The sequence below is a fragment of the Pseudomonas sp. FP2254 genome (assembly GCF_030687695.1).
GTDB classification, from domain to species: domain Bacteria; phylum Pseudomonadota; class Gammaproteobacteria; order Pseudomonadales; family Pseudomonadaceae; genus Aquipseudomonas; species Aquipseudomonas quebecensis.
The window spans coordinates 4,436,712-4,452,318 of record NZ_CP117444.1 but is presented as its reverse complement, the minus strand read 5'-3'; the positions used below and the strand labels follow the sequence as shown (position 1 = coordinate 4,452,318).

Genomic DNA, 15,607 nt, shown 5'->3' with positions numbered 1-15,607 from the left:
GTTTAACCGTTGTATTAGAAGAGAAGCGCCCGTCACCCCATGCGTATCGATCCCCGCCCATTGCCCGCCGTCCTGCCGTTTCTCGGTGAACTGCCCCCGCTGTTGACCCGCCTCTACGCCGCGCGCGGAGTGCAGTCCGAGGCCGAGCTGGACAAGAGTTTGGCGCGGTTGATTCCCTATCAGCAGCTCAAGGGCATCGACGCGGCGGTGGATCTGCTGGTGACGGCGCTGGAGCAGCGCCAGCGCATCCTGATCGTGGGCGACTTCGACGCCGATGGCGCCACGGCCAGCGCCGTCGGCACCCTGGGCCTGCGGCTGCTGGGCGCTGCCCATGTCGACTACCTGGTGCCCAATCGCTTCGAATACGGCTACGGCCTGACGCCGGAAATCGTCGCCGTGGCCCTGCAGCGCGAGCCGCAATTGCTGATCACCGTGGACAACGGTATCTCCAGCGTCGAAGGCGTGGCCGCGGCCAAGGCGGCCGGGCTGAAGGTATTGGTGACCGATCACCACTTGCCGGGGGAAGAGTTGCCGGCGGCGGATGCTATCGTCAACCCGAACCAGCCGGGGTGCACCTTCCCCAGTAAAGCCTTGGCCGGTGTCGGCGTGATCTTCTACGTATTGATGGCCCTGCGCGCGCGCCTGCGCGAGTTGGGCCGATACGCGAACACACCGCAGCCCAATATTGGTGATCTGCTCGATCTGGTTGCCCTGGGCAGCGTCGCGGACGTGGTGCCCCTGGACGCCAACAACCGCATCCTGGTGCATCAAGGGCTGGAGCGCATCCGCGCCGGACGGGCGCGGCCGGGGATCAAGGCGATCCTGGAGGTGGCCAAGCGCGACGCGGCGCGAATCACCTCTACCGACCTCGGCTTTATTCTCGGGCCACGGCTCAATGCCGCTGGGCGCCTGGATGATATGAGCCTGGGCATCGAATGCCTGCTCACCCGAGATGTTGCCGCGGCGCGCGAGATGGCCGCACAACTGGACGGCATGAACCAGGACCGCAAATCCATCGAGCAAGGCATGCAGCGCGAAGCCCTGGCCCAGCTCAAGGACTTGCCGGTGGACTCCATGCCCTATGGCCTGTGCCTGTTCGACCCGCAGTGGCACCAAGGAGTAATCGGTATCCTGGCGTCGCGCATGAAAGAGCGCTACTTCCGGCCGACCATCGCCTTTGCCGACGCCGGGGACGGCCTGCTCAAAGGCTCAGGGCGCTCTGTGCCGGGTTTTCACATCCGCGACGCCCTGGCCGTGGTTGCCAGCCAGCATCCCACGCTGATCGCGAAATACGGCGGGCACGCGATGGCGGCGGGGCTGACATTGCCTGAGGAAAACTTCCCACTGTTCGCGCAAGCCTTCGATGCCGAAGTGCGTCGCCAATTGCGCGAAGAAGACCTCACGGGCCGCCTGCTGTCCGACGGCACTCTGGCGGTGGAGGAATTCCACCTGGAACTGGCCCGCGCTCTGCGACATGCCGGCCCATGGGGGCAGCACTTTCCCGAGCCGTTATTTCACGGCGTGTTCCAGTTGGTGGAGCAACGTGTGGTGGGGGAGCGCCACCTGAAAGTGGTGCTCAAGAGTGAGTGCGGTTCGGTGAAGCTCGACGGCATCGCGTTCGGGGTGGATCGGGAGGTCTGGCCGAACCCGACGGTGCGTTGGGTGGAACTGGCCTACAAGCTGGATGTGAACGAGTTCCGGGGCAATGAAACCGTGCAACTGATGATCGCGCATATCGAGCCGCGCTGACCAAACAAAGGTGGGAGGGGGCAAGCCTCCTCCCGCATTTTGATTCCTGTAAGGCCGATTTTATTCGGTTTTGGCCTGGTGCTTGACGATGATATCCACCAACCGTTTGGCCAGCGCCGGATAATTTTCGTCGAAGTGATGCCCGCCCGGCAGCTTCAAGGCTTCACCCACGGCGGTCTTGTCGGTGCAGCCGCTCTCGTCGACTTCTTCGGCACCGTAGATGCACACCACCTTGTCTGCCGGCAGCTTGGCCATTTCGGGTCCGGTGGCGGCTTCTTTACCGGCGTTACCCAGCCAGCCTTCCACTTCGATTTCAAAGCTGCCGGTACGGGCGAAGGCCAGCAGGATGATTGCATCGACCCGCTGTTGCTCGTTCTCCGGCAGGCGATTGTAAATGGCCGGCAGGACGTCGGCGCCGAAGGAGTAGCCGGTCAGCACGAAGCGCTTGGTGCCCCACTTTTGCCGGTAGTGCTGCATCAATTCGGTGAGGTCTTTGGCGCTTTGTTCCGGCGTCTTGTGCTGCCAGTAGTAGCGCAGTGTGTCGATGCCGACCACCGGGTAGCCGATCTTGGCCATCTCGCTGGCTACGTCGCGGTCCAGGTCGCGCCAGCCGCCATCACCGGAGAGGAACAGCGTTACCGTGTCCTTGGCCTGGCCGGCCGGCACTTCGACCACCGGGATCGCCAGCCCGCCGTTGTCCGAACCGACCAATTGCTTGCGCAGTTCGTTGTTCAGCACTTGCGGGTAATGAATGTCGTAGTCGCTGATGCTGGTGGTGGCGCGCGGCGTATCACGTACGAAGCTGGCGCTTTCATCGTCAGGATTGTCATTCCATGCCACCAGCCAGTTGCCGTGGGCGGCGGTTTTCGGCAAAGGATCCTTGCACCCTTCCTGCACAAGCGCAAAGCCGACCGAGATGGCGTTGGCCTTGTCGTCGTTCTGTGTGGCCAGCCAGCGCCAGGCCAGTGCTGCGCCAGGGCCGATGCCGCTGACCAGGGTGGCCGGGCCCTTGAGCTGCGCCAGGGCCTCTTGCAGGGCTTGTTCCTGCAGTTTGCAGTCATCCTTGGGCAGCACCACTTGCACGATCTGCGCCTTGCCGCCCTGGCTCAGGGCCAGCAGTTGGCTGTCGGCCAGCACGTCGTCGGCCAGCACGGCCACGATCACGCGGGCTTTGGCGGTGCCGGCCGGGGTCACACGGGTCAGCGCCGCGCCATCGGCCTGGGGCAATTGCTCCAGAGTGGGCTGCGGGGCAGGGCGGTTCCAGTACCAAAAGCCGCCACCCAGGATCAGGGCGAGCAGCACTACTAAGACCAATACATACCGCCAGGAGCGTCGAATCATCAGCGTTTCACCAATCCAGTCAAGCCGCCCGCGATGAGGGCGGCGGTATCGGCCAGTGCCACCAGCGGATCGAGTCCTGCGGGCACGGCCATATAGCGAGGTTCCCAGTCAGGCTGGAATTTGTCTTTGAAGCGGCGCAAACCTTGAAAGTTATACAGTTGCTCGCCGCGACGGAACACCATCGAGCCCAGGCGTTGGGTCAATGGGGCGCCGCGTCGTGGTTGCAGGCCCGACAACGGCACCATGCCGAGGCTGAAGCGGGCGTAGCCATGGTTCTTATAGTGTTGAATCAGGCCGACCATCATGAACTCCATGGTCAGCTTGGGCGCGTCCGGGTGCGCACGCATCAGGTCCAGACTGGCCAGGTCATGGTTGTAGGTTTCGAGCAGGTTGGCGAAGGCCACCGGGCGCCCTTCGAAGCGAATGATCGCGATGCGAAAGTGCTTGAGGTAGTCATCACTGAAGCGCCCCAGGGAAAAGCCTTTTTCGCGCACATTCTTACCGGTAAGCCAGGCGTCCGAGATAACTTTTAATTCATCCATCGGCGCCGTGCCCGGCTCGCAGATCTCCAGGGACAGGCCATCCCGGGTGCCACGGTTCCAGGTGTAGCGCAAATCCTTCATCTCTTTGCCCTTGGCTTCCAGGTCAAAGCGCTTGAGGTCCACGCGGGCTTCCTCGCCCAGCTTGATCGCGGTCAGGCCGATGTCCATGTAGTACGGCAGATTCTCCGCCCGCACCTGGTAGAACACCGGGCGCGCATGGTGGATGTCGCACAGGTCGCGGAACTGCCAGATCATCTCGGCGCGTTGTTGGGTCGGCCCGATCGGGTCGTACAGGGCCACCAGGCTGCGCCCACGGCGGGCGTACATCAGGAACGCTTCGTCATTGGGGTGGAAGAGCAGGGCTTTGTCTCCCGTCAACGCCAGGCCACCGTCGGGTTGGGACGAGGCCATCAGGATCCTGGTAGCGCGCTCCAGTTCTTCCGGCGTGGGCAGATGGATCACGGGGCGCGCAGTACGCAGCAGCCAGGTCAGCGACACGATCACCAACAGCACGGCGGCGCCGAGCAAGGAGCGCAGGCCACGCGGGGCGTTGGCGTCGAGGGTGAACTGCCACCAGAGTTGGTGGCTGTAGGGGACGTCCTGGTAGGCAAACAACAGCAGCCAGATCGAGGCGCCCAGCACGCATACGCTGGCCACCAGGTACAGCGGCGAAAACGGCAGTTCGGTCAGGCGACTGGCGCGGTAGAACGAACGTCGGAAGATCGCCAGCAGCACCGCGGTCATGGTCATCAGACTGGCTTCTTCCCAGTCGAAGCCTTTAAGCAGCGAAAGCAGGGCGCCCACCAACAGCAACACCATGGTCAGCATCCAGGCGGCCGACAGGCGTCGACGCAGGCCCTGGGCGAGCAGCAGGCACAGCACGCCGATCAGGCTGGCACCGAAGTGGGAGGCGTCAATCAGGCGGTGGGGAATCAGGAAGCCGATGTTTTCCAGGCGTGAATCGATCTCCGGCGTGGCGCCGGAAAACAGCAGGACCACGCCGGACAAAAAAACCAGTACGGCCAGCACCGGGGCCGCCAGGCCCGAGGCCACTCGCAGGCTCTGCTGGGTCTGGAACAGGCGCTGGGCCTCGTTGACCAGCAGGAAAACGCAAGCGATCAGCAGTGGCAGCACCACGTAGATCATGCGATAGAGCAGCAACGCCGCCGCCAGTGGCGCGGCGCCGAGCTTGTCGGCGAAGGCTGCGAGCAGGATCGCCTCGAACACTCCCACACCGCCCGGTACGTGGCTGAGCACACCTGCGGCCAGGGCCAGCAGGTAGACCAGCAGGAACGGGCCGAAGGGCGGCGCTTCCGGCAGCAGCATATAAAGGACGGCGGCGGCGGCGGCAACATCCAGTGCGGTAATGACCAGTTGCAGGAAGGTCAGGCGACGACCCGGCAGGCGCAGGGTGCGGCGGCCGACCTTGACCAGCAGGTTGTCCGGATAGGGCTGTTCCGGCAAACGACGGCGATAGATACCGATGCACAGCGCGGCCGACAGTATCAGCACCGCGCCGGCAATACCGCCGAGCAGTATTTGCGGCAGATGCAGATAGCTGGAGGCGGCCGGCAGGTTGCTCAATGTCGCGATCGCGGCCAGCGGCGGCAGGGCAGTGCCCAAGGCCAGGCTGGCAAACACCGTCATGCGGGCTACTTCCGAGGCCCCGATGCCATGGCGTGCATAGAGACGGTAGCGCACCGATCCGCCCGAGAGCATCGACAGGCCAATGGCATTGCCGATGGCGAAGGCGGTAAAGCCGCCGAGGGCCAAGGTCTTGGCGGGCAGGTTTACCCCTGCGTAGCGGGCGCCGGAAAACTCATAGCCCAGCAGGATCACAAAGCCGGCGACGGCCGCAGCGAAGGCTCCCAGCAAGGCTGGCTTGGGCACTTCCAGGATCGAGTCGTGGAGAGCGTAGAGATCCAGTTCCAGCAACAGATGTCGGCAGGCGATCAGGGCGATGGCGAACAGCAGCAACGTCACTGCCAGGCCGATCGGCTGTCGGTATTTGCTCAACAGATCGAGCCAGCGCAAACGGGTGGGGGCGATCGGTTGGGTTGCTGTGACGGAATCTTGTGGTTCAGACGAGTTGGCGCGCATCAATCACCTCGTGGATTGTGCGCGACAGGATGGAGGTATCCAGCCAAGTTACCAATCCCTATGGACAAAATAATTACAAATATTAACGCGTATCACCGGGTGCGGCGACTGCGGCCATTGGTCGTAGAGGAGTAAGCATAGCGCGTGATCAGATGGACTCCACAAACCGTGTGCGGTTTCATGAAATATGCCATCTCATTGTTTCAGAAGAACTTTTTCTTCAGATACAAAAAAGGCCACTCTTTCGAGCAGCCTTTTTTGATGTTTGGTTGCGGGAGCCGGATTTGAACCGACGACCTTCGGGTTATGAGCCCGACGAGCTACCAGACTGCTCCATCCCGCGTCTGTGGGCGGCATTCTACAGTCCAGCGGCGAGGTGTCAACCGTTAATGGCCCGATGGGTCAAATAAGTGTGAATCGGAGGCTGCATACCGGTCAGGAGCGCTAAGTGCGCGGCGACTAAAGATTTTTTTGTCTTACAATTTTCGTACAGATGTAAAACAGGCAGGCACAAAAAAGGCCACTCTTTCGAGTAGCCTTTTTTGATGTTTGGTTGCGGGAGCCGGATTTGAACCGACGACCTTCGGGTTATGAGCCCGACGAGCTACCAGACTGCTCCATCCCGCGTCTGTGTGTCGGCATTCTACAGAGGAACGCGAGTGTGTCAACCTGTGATTGCAAGAAAAGCGCTTTGGGTTCAATCGGTTAGCTCTCGATAACGGCTTCCTTGACCGCACGGGCCCAGGCAGGCCGAGGGTTTCAGCTCTATTGCGCGGCTTGTTTCGATTGAGAAATTAAATCTCATCAGGAAAATTCCTACCGCTCAGACGGAAGATTCAAACTACTGGTGCTATATACAGGGGGTGAGTGCGATACTGAACGCCCGTTGGATTACCCCTTCTATTTATGACGCAGCGCAAAATCATCCACGTCGACTGTGATTGCTTCTACGCCGCCATCGAGATGCGCGATGACCCGAGCCTGGCCCGCAAGCCACTGGCCGTGGGCGGCTCGGCGGATCGGCGCGGGGTGATCGCCACGTGCAACTATGAAGCACGGGCCTACGGTGTGCGTTCGGCAATGTCGTCACGGCATGCCCTGAAGCTGTGCCCGGGCCTGACCATCGTCAAGCCGCGCATGGATGCCTATAAAGAAGCGTCGAAGGAAATTCACACGATCTTTCGCGACTATACCGATCTGATCGAACCGCTTTCACTGGATGAGGCTTACCTGGACGTTTCCGACAGCCCGCATTTTGGCGGCAGTGCCACGCGCATCGCCCAGGACATCCGCCGTCGGGTTTCCAACCAACTGCACATCACCGTGTCTGCTGGCGTGGCGCCGAACAAGTTCCTGGCCAAGATCGCCAGCGACTGGAAGAAGCCTAACGGCCTGTTTGTGATTACCCCGGACCAGATTGAAGATTTCGTCTCCCAGCTGCGTGTGAGCAAGCTTCATGGGGTGGGCAAGGTCACCGCCGACAAGCTGGCACGCCTGGGTATCGAGGACTGTCTGCAACTGCGAGAGTGGAACAAGCTGGCGCTGGTGCGTGAATTCGGCAGTTTTGGCGAGCGACTGTGGAGTCTGGCCCGTGGGATTGATGAGCGCGCGGTGCAGAATGACAGCCGGCGACAATCCATCAGTGTGGAAAATACCTACGATACCGACCTGCCGGATCTCTCAAGTTGCCTGGCCAAGCTACCTGAGCTGATGGAAACCCTGGCCGGGCGCATGGCGCGCATCGACAGCAGTTATCGGGCGGGCAAGCCGTTCGTTAAGGTGAAGTTTCATGACTTTACCCAGACCACCTTGGAGCAGGCCGGGGCAGGGCGGGATCTGGAGAGTTATCAGCAGCTACTGACCCAGGCGTTCAATCGCGGTGGGAAACCAGTGCGTTTGCTGGGGATTGGCGTGCGCTTGCTGGACCTGAGTGGCGGTAACGAACAGTTAGAGTTCGCCTGGTAGAAACCGCCAGTCAAAATGTGGAAGGGGCTCCTCCCACATTTGATCTCCAACCCTTTGCGCTCTCAGCGTGCGCCTGGATCCGCTACGAGTCGCCCTGCATCCTTGGTCAACGCCTGCAAAAATTCCTGCTGCAACTCAGGATCATTGCGGGTCAGTTCGATCAGGCTTTGTTCCAGCTCGCTGGCTTCTTCTTCCAGGCCCAACTCCGACAAGCGTTTGACGCGGTGCACCCACTGGCTGACTTCGTCGTCTTCCAGGTCGTCGTAGATCAAACCGTGGGCTTCGAGCAACTTGCCGCGCAGGGTGTGGCTGATGGCCAATGTCGAATCCACGTGCACATCGTCCTGACCATCCTCCACATTGATCTTCAAGGTGGTGACGTGGTTCAGGTCCTGCTCGGCAAAGGGGCTGTCCAGCAAATTCAGGCGCAGCACGCCGTTGCGGTCGGTGGTCAGCTCATGGGTCTGGTTGCCGGCAGTGACCTGGACCGGACGTTCGCTCCAGGGCAGGCTCGAATACTCCAGGCGCTTGTCGCGCTGGACTTCATCGATACCGGCCAGATTCTGCTGCGCGCGACCATGAGACTGCACGTTCATGAATGGGTTGAGCCCGTCCACGCCGTAGATCAGCCAATCATGGGTCACGCTCGTCGGCAGGTTGCCGAGGGCGAAGATGTTCGCCACGTTGGCGCCTGCGCCTGCTACCAACGCCACCGCACCCAGTGGCATTTCATACACTTCGCGCCAGGGTTGGTAAGGCGTATAGCGGTCATAACGACGGGTGACTTCGAACTCGGTGACCTCAAAGGTCTTTTGTTCGTGAATGCGCACCCGGCGTTGCGGCAGTTCCAGCACTTTGGGCTCGCCTACATCGATCTGCAGGCTGTGATCGAGCAATTTGCGCTCGACCCGCTCCTCGTGCTCGCTGCGTTGCGACATCTGATTGGCGCAGCCGCTGACCAGCAGGGCGCCGCACAAGGCGGCGCCCCCCAGGGCTCTGGTGTTTCGCTTGAACATGACTTCTCTTGATCTGGTTTTCAGCGACGAATACGCGCCTGAAGGAAAGACAGCACGTCAGCCACCGGCAACGGTTGGGCTTCGGCTTCGGTCCGGCTCTTGTATTCCAGATTGCCATCGGCCAGGCCGCGGTCGCTGACCACGATCCGGTGAGGGATGCCAATCAGTTCCATGTCGGCGAACTTGATGCCAGGGCTGGTTTTCTTGTCCCGGTCATCAAGCAACACTTCAAAACCGGCGGCCGTCAGTTCGGCATACAGTTTGTCGGTGGCTTCGCGTACTTGCTCGGTTTCATAGCGCAGCGGTACCAGCGCCACTTGGAACGGCGCCAGGGCGTCACTCCAGATGATGCCTTTCTCGTCGTTGTTCTGCTCGATGGCAGCCGCCACCACGCGGGACACGCCAATACCGTAGCACCCCATTTCCAGGGTGATCGGCTTGCCGTTCTCGCCCAGCACTTCGCACTTCATCGCTTTGCTGTATTTGTTGCCCAGCTGGAAGATATGCCCGACTTCGATGCCGCGCTTGATTTCCAGGGTGCCCTTGCCGTCCGGACTAGGGTCGCCGGCCACCACGTTGCGCAGGTCGGCGACGGTGGGAACCGGCAGGTCACGCTCCCAGTTCACGCCGAAATAGTGCTTGTCATCGATGTTGGCGCCGATACCGAAGTCGCTCATCAGCTCGACCGAGCGGTCGATGATGATCGGCAGCGGCAGGTTCAGCGGGCCGAGGGAACCGGCGCCGGCGCCAATGGCGTCGCGCAGCTCGGCATCGGTGGCCATGACCAGTGGGTTGGCAACGCCCGGCTGCTGGGCGGCCTTGATTTCATTGAGTTCGTGGTCGCCACGGATCACCAGCGCGATCAGCTTGCCTTCTTCTTCAGCGTGCACGATCAGCGTCTTGATGGTCTTTTCAATCGGCAGATTGAATTTTTCCACCAGGGCCGCGATGGTTTTGGTGTCCGGGGTGTCCACCAGGCGCAGTTCTTCGGTCGGGGCAGGGCGCGAGGTTTCCCGTGGCACGGCCTCGGCTTTCTCGATGTTCGCCGCGTAGTCGGAGCCGTTGCTGAACACGATATCGTCTTCGCCGGACTCGGCCAGTACGTGGAATTCGTGGGAGCCGGCGCCGCCGATGGAACCGTTATCCGCTTCAACCGGGCGGAATTTCAGGCCCAGGCGCGTGAACACGTTGCAATAGGCCTGGTGCATGCGGTCGTAGGTGACTTGCAGGGACGCCTGGTCAGCGTGGAACGAATAGGCGTCCTTCATGATGAATTCACGGCCGCGCATCAAGCCGAAGCGTGGGCGGATTTCATCACGGAATTTGGTCTGGATCTGATACAGGTTCAGCGGCAACTGTTTATAGCTGCTCAGCTCGTTGCGCATCAGGTCGGTGATCACTTCTTCATGGGTCGGGCCGGCGCAGAAATCGCGGCCATGACGGTCCTTGAAGCGCAGCAACTCAGGGCCATACTCTTCCCAACGTCCGGATTCCTGCCACAGTTCGGCCGGCTGAGTGCTCGGCATCAACACTTCCAGGGAGCCGGCGGCGTTCATTTCTTCACGAACGATGGCTTCGACCTTGCGCATCACCTTCAAGCCCATGGGCAACCAGGTGTACAGGCCCGAGGCCAGTTTGCGGATCATGCCGGCGCGCAGCATCAGTTGGTGGCTGATCACGACCGCATCGGAAGGCGTTTCTTTCTGTGTGGCGAGCAAATATTGACTGGTACGCATGGTAGGCCGTTGTCGGTTGCTTGAACTTGAAATGACTTGGGATTGTACGGGCGCGGGCTGCCGGAGTACAGGCATCAGAATGCAGAGGGGTATGTGGGAGGGGGCAAGTCGAATCGTCGCAACGCCCCTCCCACATTGTCAGTCCTCAGCCGGCGGACTCAAACGAATGCGCCGATTCTCCTGATACCAGTGCAACGCGATCAGCAGCAGCGTCGGCACCCCCAGCATGCAGGTGATCAGGAAGAAGTTGTGGTAGCCGAACTTCTCCACCATCACCCCCGAATACCCGCCGATCAGGCGCGGCAACAACAGCATGATCGAGCTGAGCAACGCATATTGGGTAGCGGAGAACTTGAGGTTGGTCAGGCTCGACAAGTAGGCCACGAAGGCCGACGTGGCCAGGCCCGAGCTGAAGTTATCCAGTGAGATGGTGAAAATCAGCATCTGCAGGTCCGGGCCCATGTCGGCGAGCATCACGAACAGCAGGTTGGTGCCGGCCGACGCTACGCCACCGATGAACAGGATCGGCAGGATGCCGAAGCGCACAATCAGCAGGCCGCCCATGCCGGCGCCGAGCAGCGTCATGATCAGGCCGAAGATTTTGCTGACCCCGGCAATCTGGTCCTTGGTAAAGCCTTGGTCGATGTAGAACACATTGGCCATCACGCCCATGACCGTGTCGGACATGCGATACGTTGCGATCAGGCCCAGCAGCAGCAACGCCTGCCAGCGATAGCGCAGGATAAAGTCGTTGACCGGTGTCAGCACCGGCGCCAGGCCACGCCGGCCCATGGCCGACAGGCACAGGCTGGTGAGCGTGATATAGAGGATGGCCCGCAGGAACGCGCGGTCTTCCATCAGCAGGTCCCACAGGCTCACGCCCTGGAAGAGCACACTGGCGAAATCGGTGTTGTACAACTGGGTGAACATCGCCGGTACCGACACCAGCAGTACGATCAGCACGAACACCGACACCAGTTGATGCACGAAGCTGTAGCGGCCAGCCTGCAACTGGGTGCGCAGTGGCACATTGGGCTCGCGCATGAGCAGGGTGGTCAGCAAGGCTGGAATCATCAGCACGCCGAACAGCACATAGGTGCCGGTCCACGCCGAGTGTTTGTAGTTGAAGCCGGTGGAGCCGAAACCTTCGGCGAAAAACAGTGCGCCGGCGGTGGCCAGCAGCGCGGCGATCCGATAACCGGACATATAGCTGGCGGCCAAGGCAGCCTGGCGACTGTCGTCGGCGATTTCCAGGCGATAGGCGTCGACCGCAATGTCCTGGGTAGCGGAGGCAAAGGCGACGATCACTGCAATGGCGATCAGCCAGGACAAATGCTTCTGCGGATCGCAGAAGCCCATGCCGATCAAGCCCAGGATCACCAGCGACTGGGCCAGCACCAGCCAGGAACGACGCCGCCCGAGTTTGCCGAGCAGCGGCAGGCGCCATTGGTCGAGCAGCGGCGACCAGACCCATTTGAAGGCGTACGCCAACCCGATCAGGCTGGCATAACCGATGGTTTCGCGGGCCACACCGGCTTCGCGCAACCACACCGAAAGCGTCGAGAACACCAACATGTAAGGCATGCCGGCGGCGAAGCCGAGCAACAACAGCACTAACGTCGAGGGGCTGGCATAGGCAGCGAGCGCGGCGCGCCAGGTTTTACGGGGCATGGGCTGGAGTCTGCCTCAGATTCACGGAAACAAAGCGCGCACTCTAACCGCTGTGCTCTACCGGGCGCCAGCCATGGCGCTGAATATCAACGCGATTGTTCAGGATACTGACGCCTTCGCTGCGCAAACGCGCACGTTGTTCGTCGCCCGAGGCGCTGCCGACCGGCAGGCTTATCCGACCGCCGGCACCCAGCACACGATGCCAGGGCAAGCGCGTGTCTTCGGGGAGCTGGCTCAAGGTGCGGCCCACCCAGCGAGCCGCGCGCCCTAAACCGGCCAGGTGCGCCAGCTCGCCGTAGCTCACCACGCAGCCTTCGGGCACTTGTGCCAGCGTCAGGTACAGCGCTGTGCGGCGTATCTCGGCAGGGCTTTGTTCAGGCTCGAGTGTGGGATTCACTGTGGCGCTATCCGTTTAAAACGTCAGTAATAATGTAAGAAACGTCTGTGAATATGGCGGTGAGAATTGAACTCATCTGCGATCCTTGAGTCAGTGCTTGCTAAGACGTGATCTAACACGATAATGCCCTCTTTTCGCCACGCCCGAGCCTCGAATCCGCTTATGTTGTCCAGAACCCTGCTGTGCCTTGCTGTTCTCAGTGCCTCAACGCCTCTGCTTGCCGATACCGTCTGGTTGAAAAACGGTGATCGCCTGACCGGCAAAATCAAGCTGTTCGACGGCGGCAAGTTGCTGATCCAGACCGCTTACGCCGGCGCTGTGCCCGTGGACTGGAAGCAGGTCAAAACCCTGGAAAGCGACCAGGAACTGCTGGTCAAGCAGGATGCCTACAGCGGCGAGAAGGCCAAGTCCCTCCACGCGGCGGAAGACGGCAAGGTGGTGCTGGCCAATGGCGAGGCACCCAAGACCGTGGAGCTGGCGAGCATTCAGCAGATCATCAAGCCAAAGCCTGTGATCGAGGACCTGGTATGGAAGGGCAACGTCGACCTGGCCCTGGATTACAAGCGCGCCGAGAAAGACACCAACGACTACGATATCGATTTCAAGACGTCCGCGCGTCATGGTCAATGGCGCCATACCGGGCAGGGCGAGTACAACCGCGAATTTCAGGACGATGTGACCACCACCGACAACTGGGCGCTGGAATACGACCTGGACCGTTTTCTCACCGAGCACTGGTTCTGGCAAGGGCGTCTGACCTACAAGCGCGACAAGGTTGAAGACCTGGCTCGCCAGCGCACCGTGGGTACCGGCCCTGGCTACCAGTTCTGGGACGATGAACTGGGCGCGTTCTCCCTCGGCTCGCTGGTCAACCGAACCGACTATGAATATGCCGACGGCGGCAAAGACAACTTCTATTCCCTGGCCATGAAGTGGAACTACAACCGCTACCTGGTGGGCAAGACCGTTGAGTTCTTCACCAACGGCGAACTGGGCAAGCCTATCGATGCACCGGCCGAGTACTCGTTGGATGCGGAAATGGGCCTGCGCTACAAAGTCACCGAGTGGGCATCGCTCAACCTCAAGGCCGAGCGCGATGTGATCAGCGGCGACTCCCAGAGCAGCCTGAGCAAAACCCGCTACACCGCTGGGTTCGGCGTGGCCTGGTAATCGAGCCCCTGGCAACCGCGGCCTTTATTGATTACCTTGTGTTGAGATCCATTCCCATACGCAGTGGGCGGCTGAATACCCGAGGAGTCATACGTTGAGCGCACAGGTTGCCAGGAACGCCCGAGAGCTGTTGCTCAAGGAATACCGTGGGGCTCTCTCCACATTGTCCAAAGCCATGCCCGGCTTTCCCTTTGGATCGGTGGTGCCGTACTGCCTGGACGAGCAGGGCCGGCCATTGATTCTGATCAGCCGTATCGCCCAGCACACCCATAACCTGCAAAAAGATCCCAAGTGTTCGCTGCTGGTCGGCGAGCGCGAGGCGGACGATGTGCAGGCAGTGGGGCGCCTGACCTACCTGGCCGAAGCCGAAAAACTGCAGGACGCCACCGCCGTCGAGGCAGCGGCCGAACGCTACTACCGCTACTTTCCCGAGTCGGCCAACTACCACAAGGCTCACGATTTTGATTTCTGGGTGCTCAAGCCGGTGCGTCACCGCTATATAGGCGGGTTCGGCGCGATCCATTGGCTTGATCAGCTGACCCTGGCCAACCCTTTCGCCGGCACGGCCGAGCGCAGCATGGTCGAGCACATGAACAGCGACCATGCCAAGGCGATTGCGCATTACGTGGCACTTGCCGATTTGCCTGCCGGCGAGCCCGCGCAGTTGGCCGGGATCGACAGTGAGGGCATGCACCTGCGCATTGGTCAGTCGTTGCACTGGCTGCCGTTCGCAACGTCTTGCAACACGCCGACACAGGTGCGCGAAGCCCTGGTTTCATTGGCTCATGCCGCTGCCTGGCCGAAAAAAACGGCGTCCGACGCTTGAATTCACGAAACGGCGACGTCATCTAAGGTGGACTGGCAAGGCATTCTTGCGTTGAGGAACCATTTGATGCGCCCTTTTTTATTGCTCTTTCTGCTGTTCCCGGTGTTGGAGCTGTTCGTCTTCGTTCAAGTCAGCAGTGCGATCGGGTTTTTCCCGGCATTGCTGTTGATCATTCTAGGCTCGATGCTTGGCGTTCTAGTGCTGCGCGTCGCCGGACTGGCTACGGCATTACGTGCCCGGGAAAGCCTGAACCGCGGCGAGTTGCCCGCCCAGACCATGCTGGAAGGCCTGATGATGGCCCTGGCCGGTGGGCTGTTGATCCTGCCGGGTTTCATCAGCGACGCAGTCGGTCTGGTGATGCTGCTGCCGGTCACCCGCAAATTGCTGGCCGGCAAAATGCGCCAGCGCGCCGAAGAGGCCGCGATTCGCCAGCGTGCGTTCGCCGACGACCTGCAGCCTCGTGGTGGCCCGGCCCCGCGCCAGCCTTTGGGCCGTGAAGGCGATGTGATCGAAGGCGAGTTCGAGCACCGCGACGGCAAATAACCCCCACCCACACGGCACCTTCAGGTGCCGTGCTGCATTTACCGGCTCCCTGGACATAAAAAATTTCATTCGCGGGCCCTTGTAATAAGCACAGGCGCCCTTATGTAACGGTCACCGCAAGGTTTCTGGTGGTGACACTAGACAGACTTCCGCGTTTCGCCCAGCGAACCGCGACCGGCACCGCCGGAATTTAACCCGCCGGAATTGATACCGGCCGATGAAAAACACAATTAGGAGAGATCGACAATGAGCAAGCTTCGTCCTCTGCACGACCGCGTCGTCATCCGTCGCAGCGAAGAAGAAAAGAAAACCGCTGGCGGCATCGTTCTGCCAGGTTCGGCTGCTGAAAAAGCCAACCACGGTGTGATCGTCGCTGCGGGTCCGGGCAAGACCCTGGAGAACGGTGAAGTACGCGCGCTGGCCGTGAAAGTGGGTGACAAGGTTGTTTTCGGCCCTTACTCCGGTAGCAACACTGTGAAAGTCGACGGCGAAGACCTGCTGGTAATGGCTGAGAACGAAATTCTCGCTGTACTGGAAGGCTGATTTCCCGC

12 protein-coding genes and 2 tRNA genes are annotated in these 15,607 nt (G+C 60.9%); 6 read left to right on the top strand and 8 right to left on the bottom strand.

Annotation, left to right across the window (positions count from 1 at the left end):
* Positions 1 to 39: 39 nt before the first annotated feature.
* Positions 40 to 1,749 carry a single-stranded-DNA-specific exonuclease RecJ gene (gene recJ / locus PSH94_RS20495; RefSeq protein WP_253509218.1) on the top strand — a complete coding sequence of 570 codons (1,710 nt, stop codon included), beginning with the start codon at positions 40 to 42 and terminating at the stop codon, positions 1,747 to 1,749.
* Between the two features lie 60 nt (positions 1,750 to 1,809).
* On the opposite strand, the gene PSH94_RS20490 is transcribed toward recJ, so the two are convergent.
* The 4 genes from PSH94_RS20490 to PSH94_RS20475 all read right to left on the bottom strand — a co-directional run bounded on the left by PSH94_RS20490 (position 1,810) and on the right by PSH94_RS20475 (position 6,359).
* A complete protein-coding gene (locus tag PSH94_RS20490; protein ID WP_305435635.1) occupies positions 1,810 to 3,090 on the bottom strand; it encodes a virulence factor family protein in 1,281 nt (426 codons plus the stop codon).
* Positions 3,090 to 5,732 carry a bifunctional lysylphosphatidylglycerol flippase/synthetase MprF gene (gene mprF, locus PSH94_RS20485; RefSeq protein ID WP_181078929.1) on the bottom strand — a complete coding sequence of 881 codons (2,643 nt, stop codon included), beginning with the start codon at positions 5,730 to 5,732 and terminating at the stop codon, positions 3,090 to 3,092. Before mprF ends, PSH94_RS20490 begins: the two co-directional genes overlap by 1 nt.
* 266 nt (positions 5,733 to 5,998) lie before the next feature.
* Positions 5,999 to 6,075: transfer RNA gene (locus tag PSH94_RS20480), tRNA-Met, on the bottom strand.
* A gap of 207 nt (positions 6,076 to 6,282) precedes the next feature.
* Positions 6,283 to 6,359 (bottom strand) — tRNA-Met (locus PSH94_RS20475).
* A 279-nt stretch (positions 6,360 to 6,638) separates the two neighbouring features.
* Between PSH94_RS20475 and dinB the strand changes: the two genes are divergently transcribed.
* The gene (dinB, locus tag PSH94_RS20470) at positions 6,639 to 7,697 is read left to right on the top strand and encodes a DNA polymerase IV (RefSeq protein ID WP_305435634.1); all 1,059 of its coding nucleotides are present in this window, start codon (positions 6,639 to 6,641) and stop codon (positions 7,695 to 7,697) included.
* Positions 7,698 to 7,759: 62 nt separating this feature from the next.
* On the opposite strand, the gene PSH94_RS20465 is transcribed toward dinB, so the two are convergent.
* The 4 genes from PSH94_RS20465 to PSH94_RS20450 form a co-directional block, all read right to left on the bottom strand.
* Entirely contained in the window at positions 7,760 to 8,713 is a 954-nt protein-coding gene (locus tag PSH94_RS20465; protein ID WP_305435633.1) for a hypothetical protein, read from the bottom strand.
* 20 nt (positions 8,714 to 8,733) lie between these two features.
* The gene (locus tag PSH94_RS20460; protein WP_181078935.1) at positions 8,734 to 10,449 is read right to left on the bottom strand and encodes a proline--tRNA ligase; all 1,716 of its coding nucleotides are present in this window, start codon (positions 10,447 to 10,449) and stop codon (positions 8,734 to 8,736) included.
* 138 nt (positions 10,450 to 10,587) lie between these two features.
* Positions 10,588 to 12,120, bottom strand: coding sequence for an AmpG family muropeptide MFS transporter (locus PSH94_RS20455; protein ID WP_181078937.1), 1,533 nt, complete (start codon positions 12,118 to 12,120; stop codon positions 10,588 to 10,590).
* Between the two features lie 43 nt (positions 12,121 to 12,163).
* Entirely contained in the window at positions 12,164 to 12,517 is a 354-nt protein-coding gene (locus PSH94_RS20450; protein WP_181078939.1) for an MGMT family protein, read from the bottom strand.
* A gap of 162 nt (positions 12,518 to 12,679) precedes the next feature.
* Here PSH94_RS20450 and PSH94_RS20445 point away from each other — a divergent pair, with 162 nt between their 5' ends.
* The 4 genes from PSH94_RS20445 (at position 12,680) to groES (ending at position 15,599) form a co-directional block, all read left to right on the top strand.
* Positions 12,680 to 13,687, top strand: coding sequence for a DUF481 domain-containing protein (locus PSH94_RS20445; RefSeq protein ID WP_181078941.1), 1,008 nt, complete (start codon positions 12,680 to 12,682; stop codon positions 13,685 to 13,687).
* A gap of 94 nt (positions 13,688 to 13,781) precedes the next feature.
* On the top strand, positions 13,782 to 14,513 hold the full coding sequence (locus PSH94_RS20440) for a HugZ family protein (protein ID WP_181078943.1): 732 nt from the start codon (positions 13,782 to 13,784) through the stop codon (positions 14,511 to 14,513).
* A 66-nt stretch (positions 14,514 to 14,579) separates the two neighbouring features.
* On the top strand, positions 14,580 to 15,056 hold the full coding sequence (locus PSH94_RS20435) for an FxsA family protein (protein ID WP_181078945.1): 477 nt from the start codon (positions 14,580 to 14,582) through the stop codon (positions 15,054 to 15,056).
* Positions 15,057 to 15,302: 246 nt separating this feature from the next.
* On the top strand, positions 15,303 to 15,599 hold the full coding sequence (gene groES, locus PSH94_RS20430; RefSeq protein WP_017846112.1) for a co-chaperone GroES: 297 nt from the start codon (positions 15,303 to 15,305) through the stop codon (positions 15,597 to 15,599).
* The last annotated feature ends 8 nt before the right edge of the window (positions 15,600 to 15,607 follow it).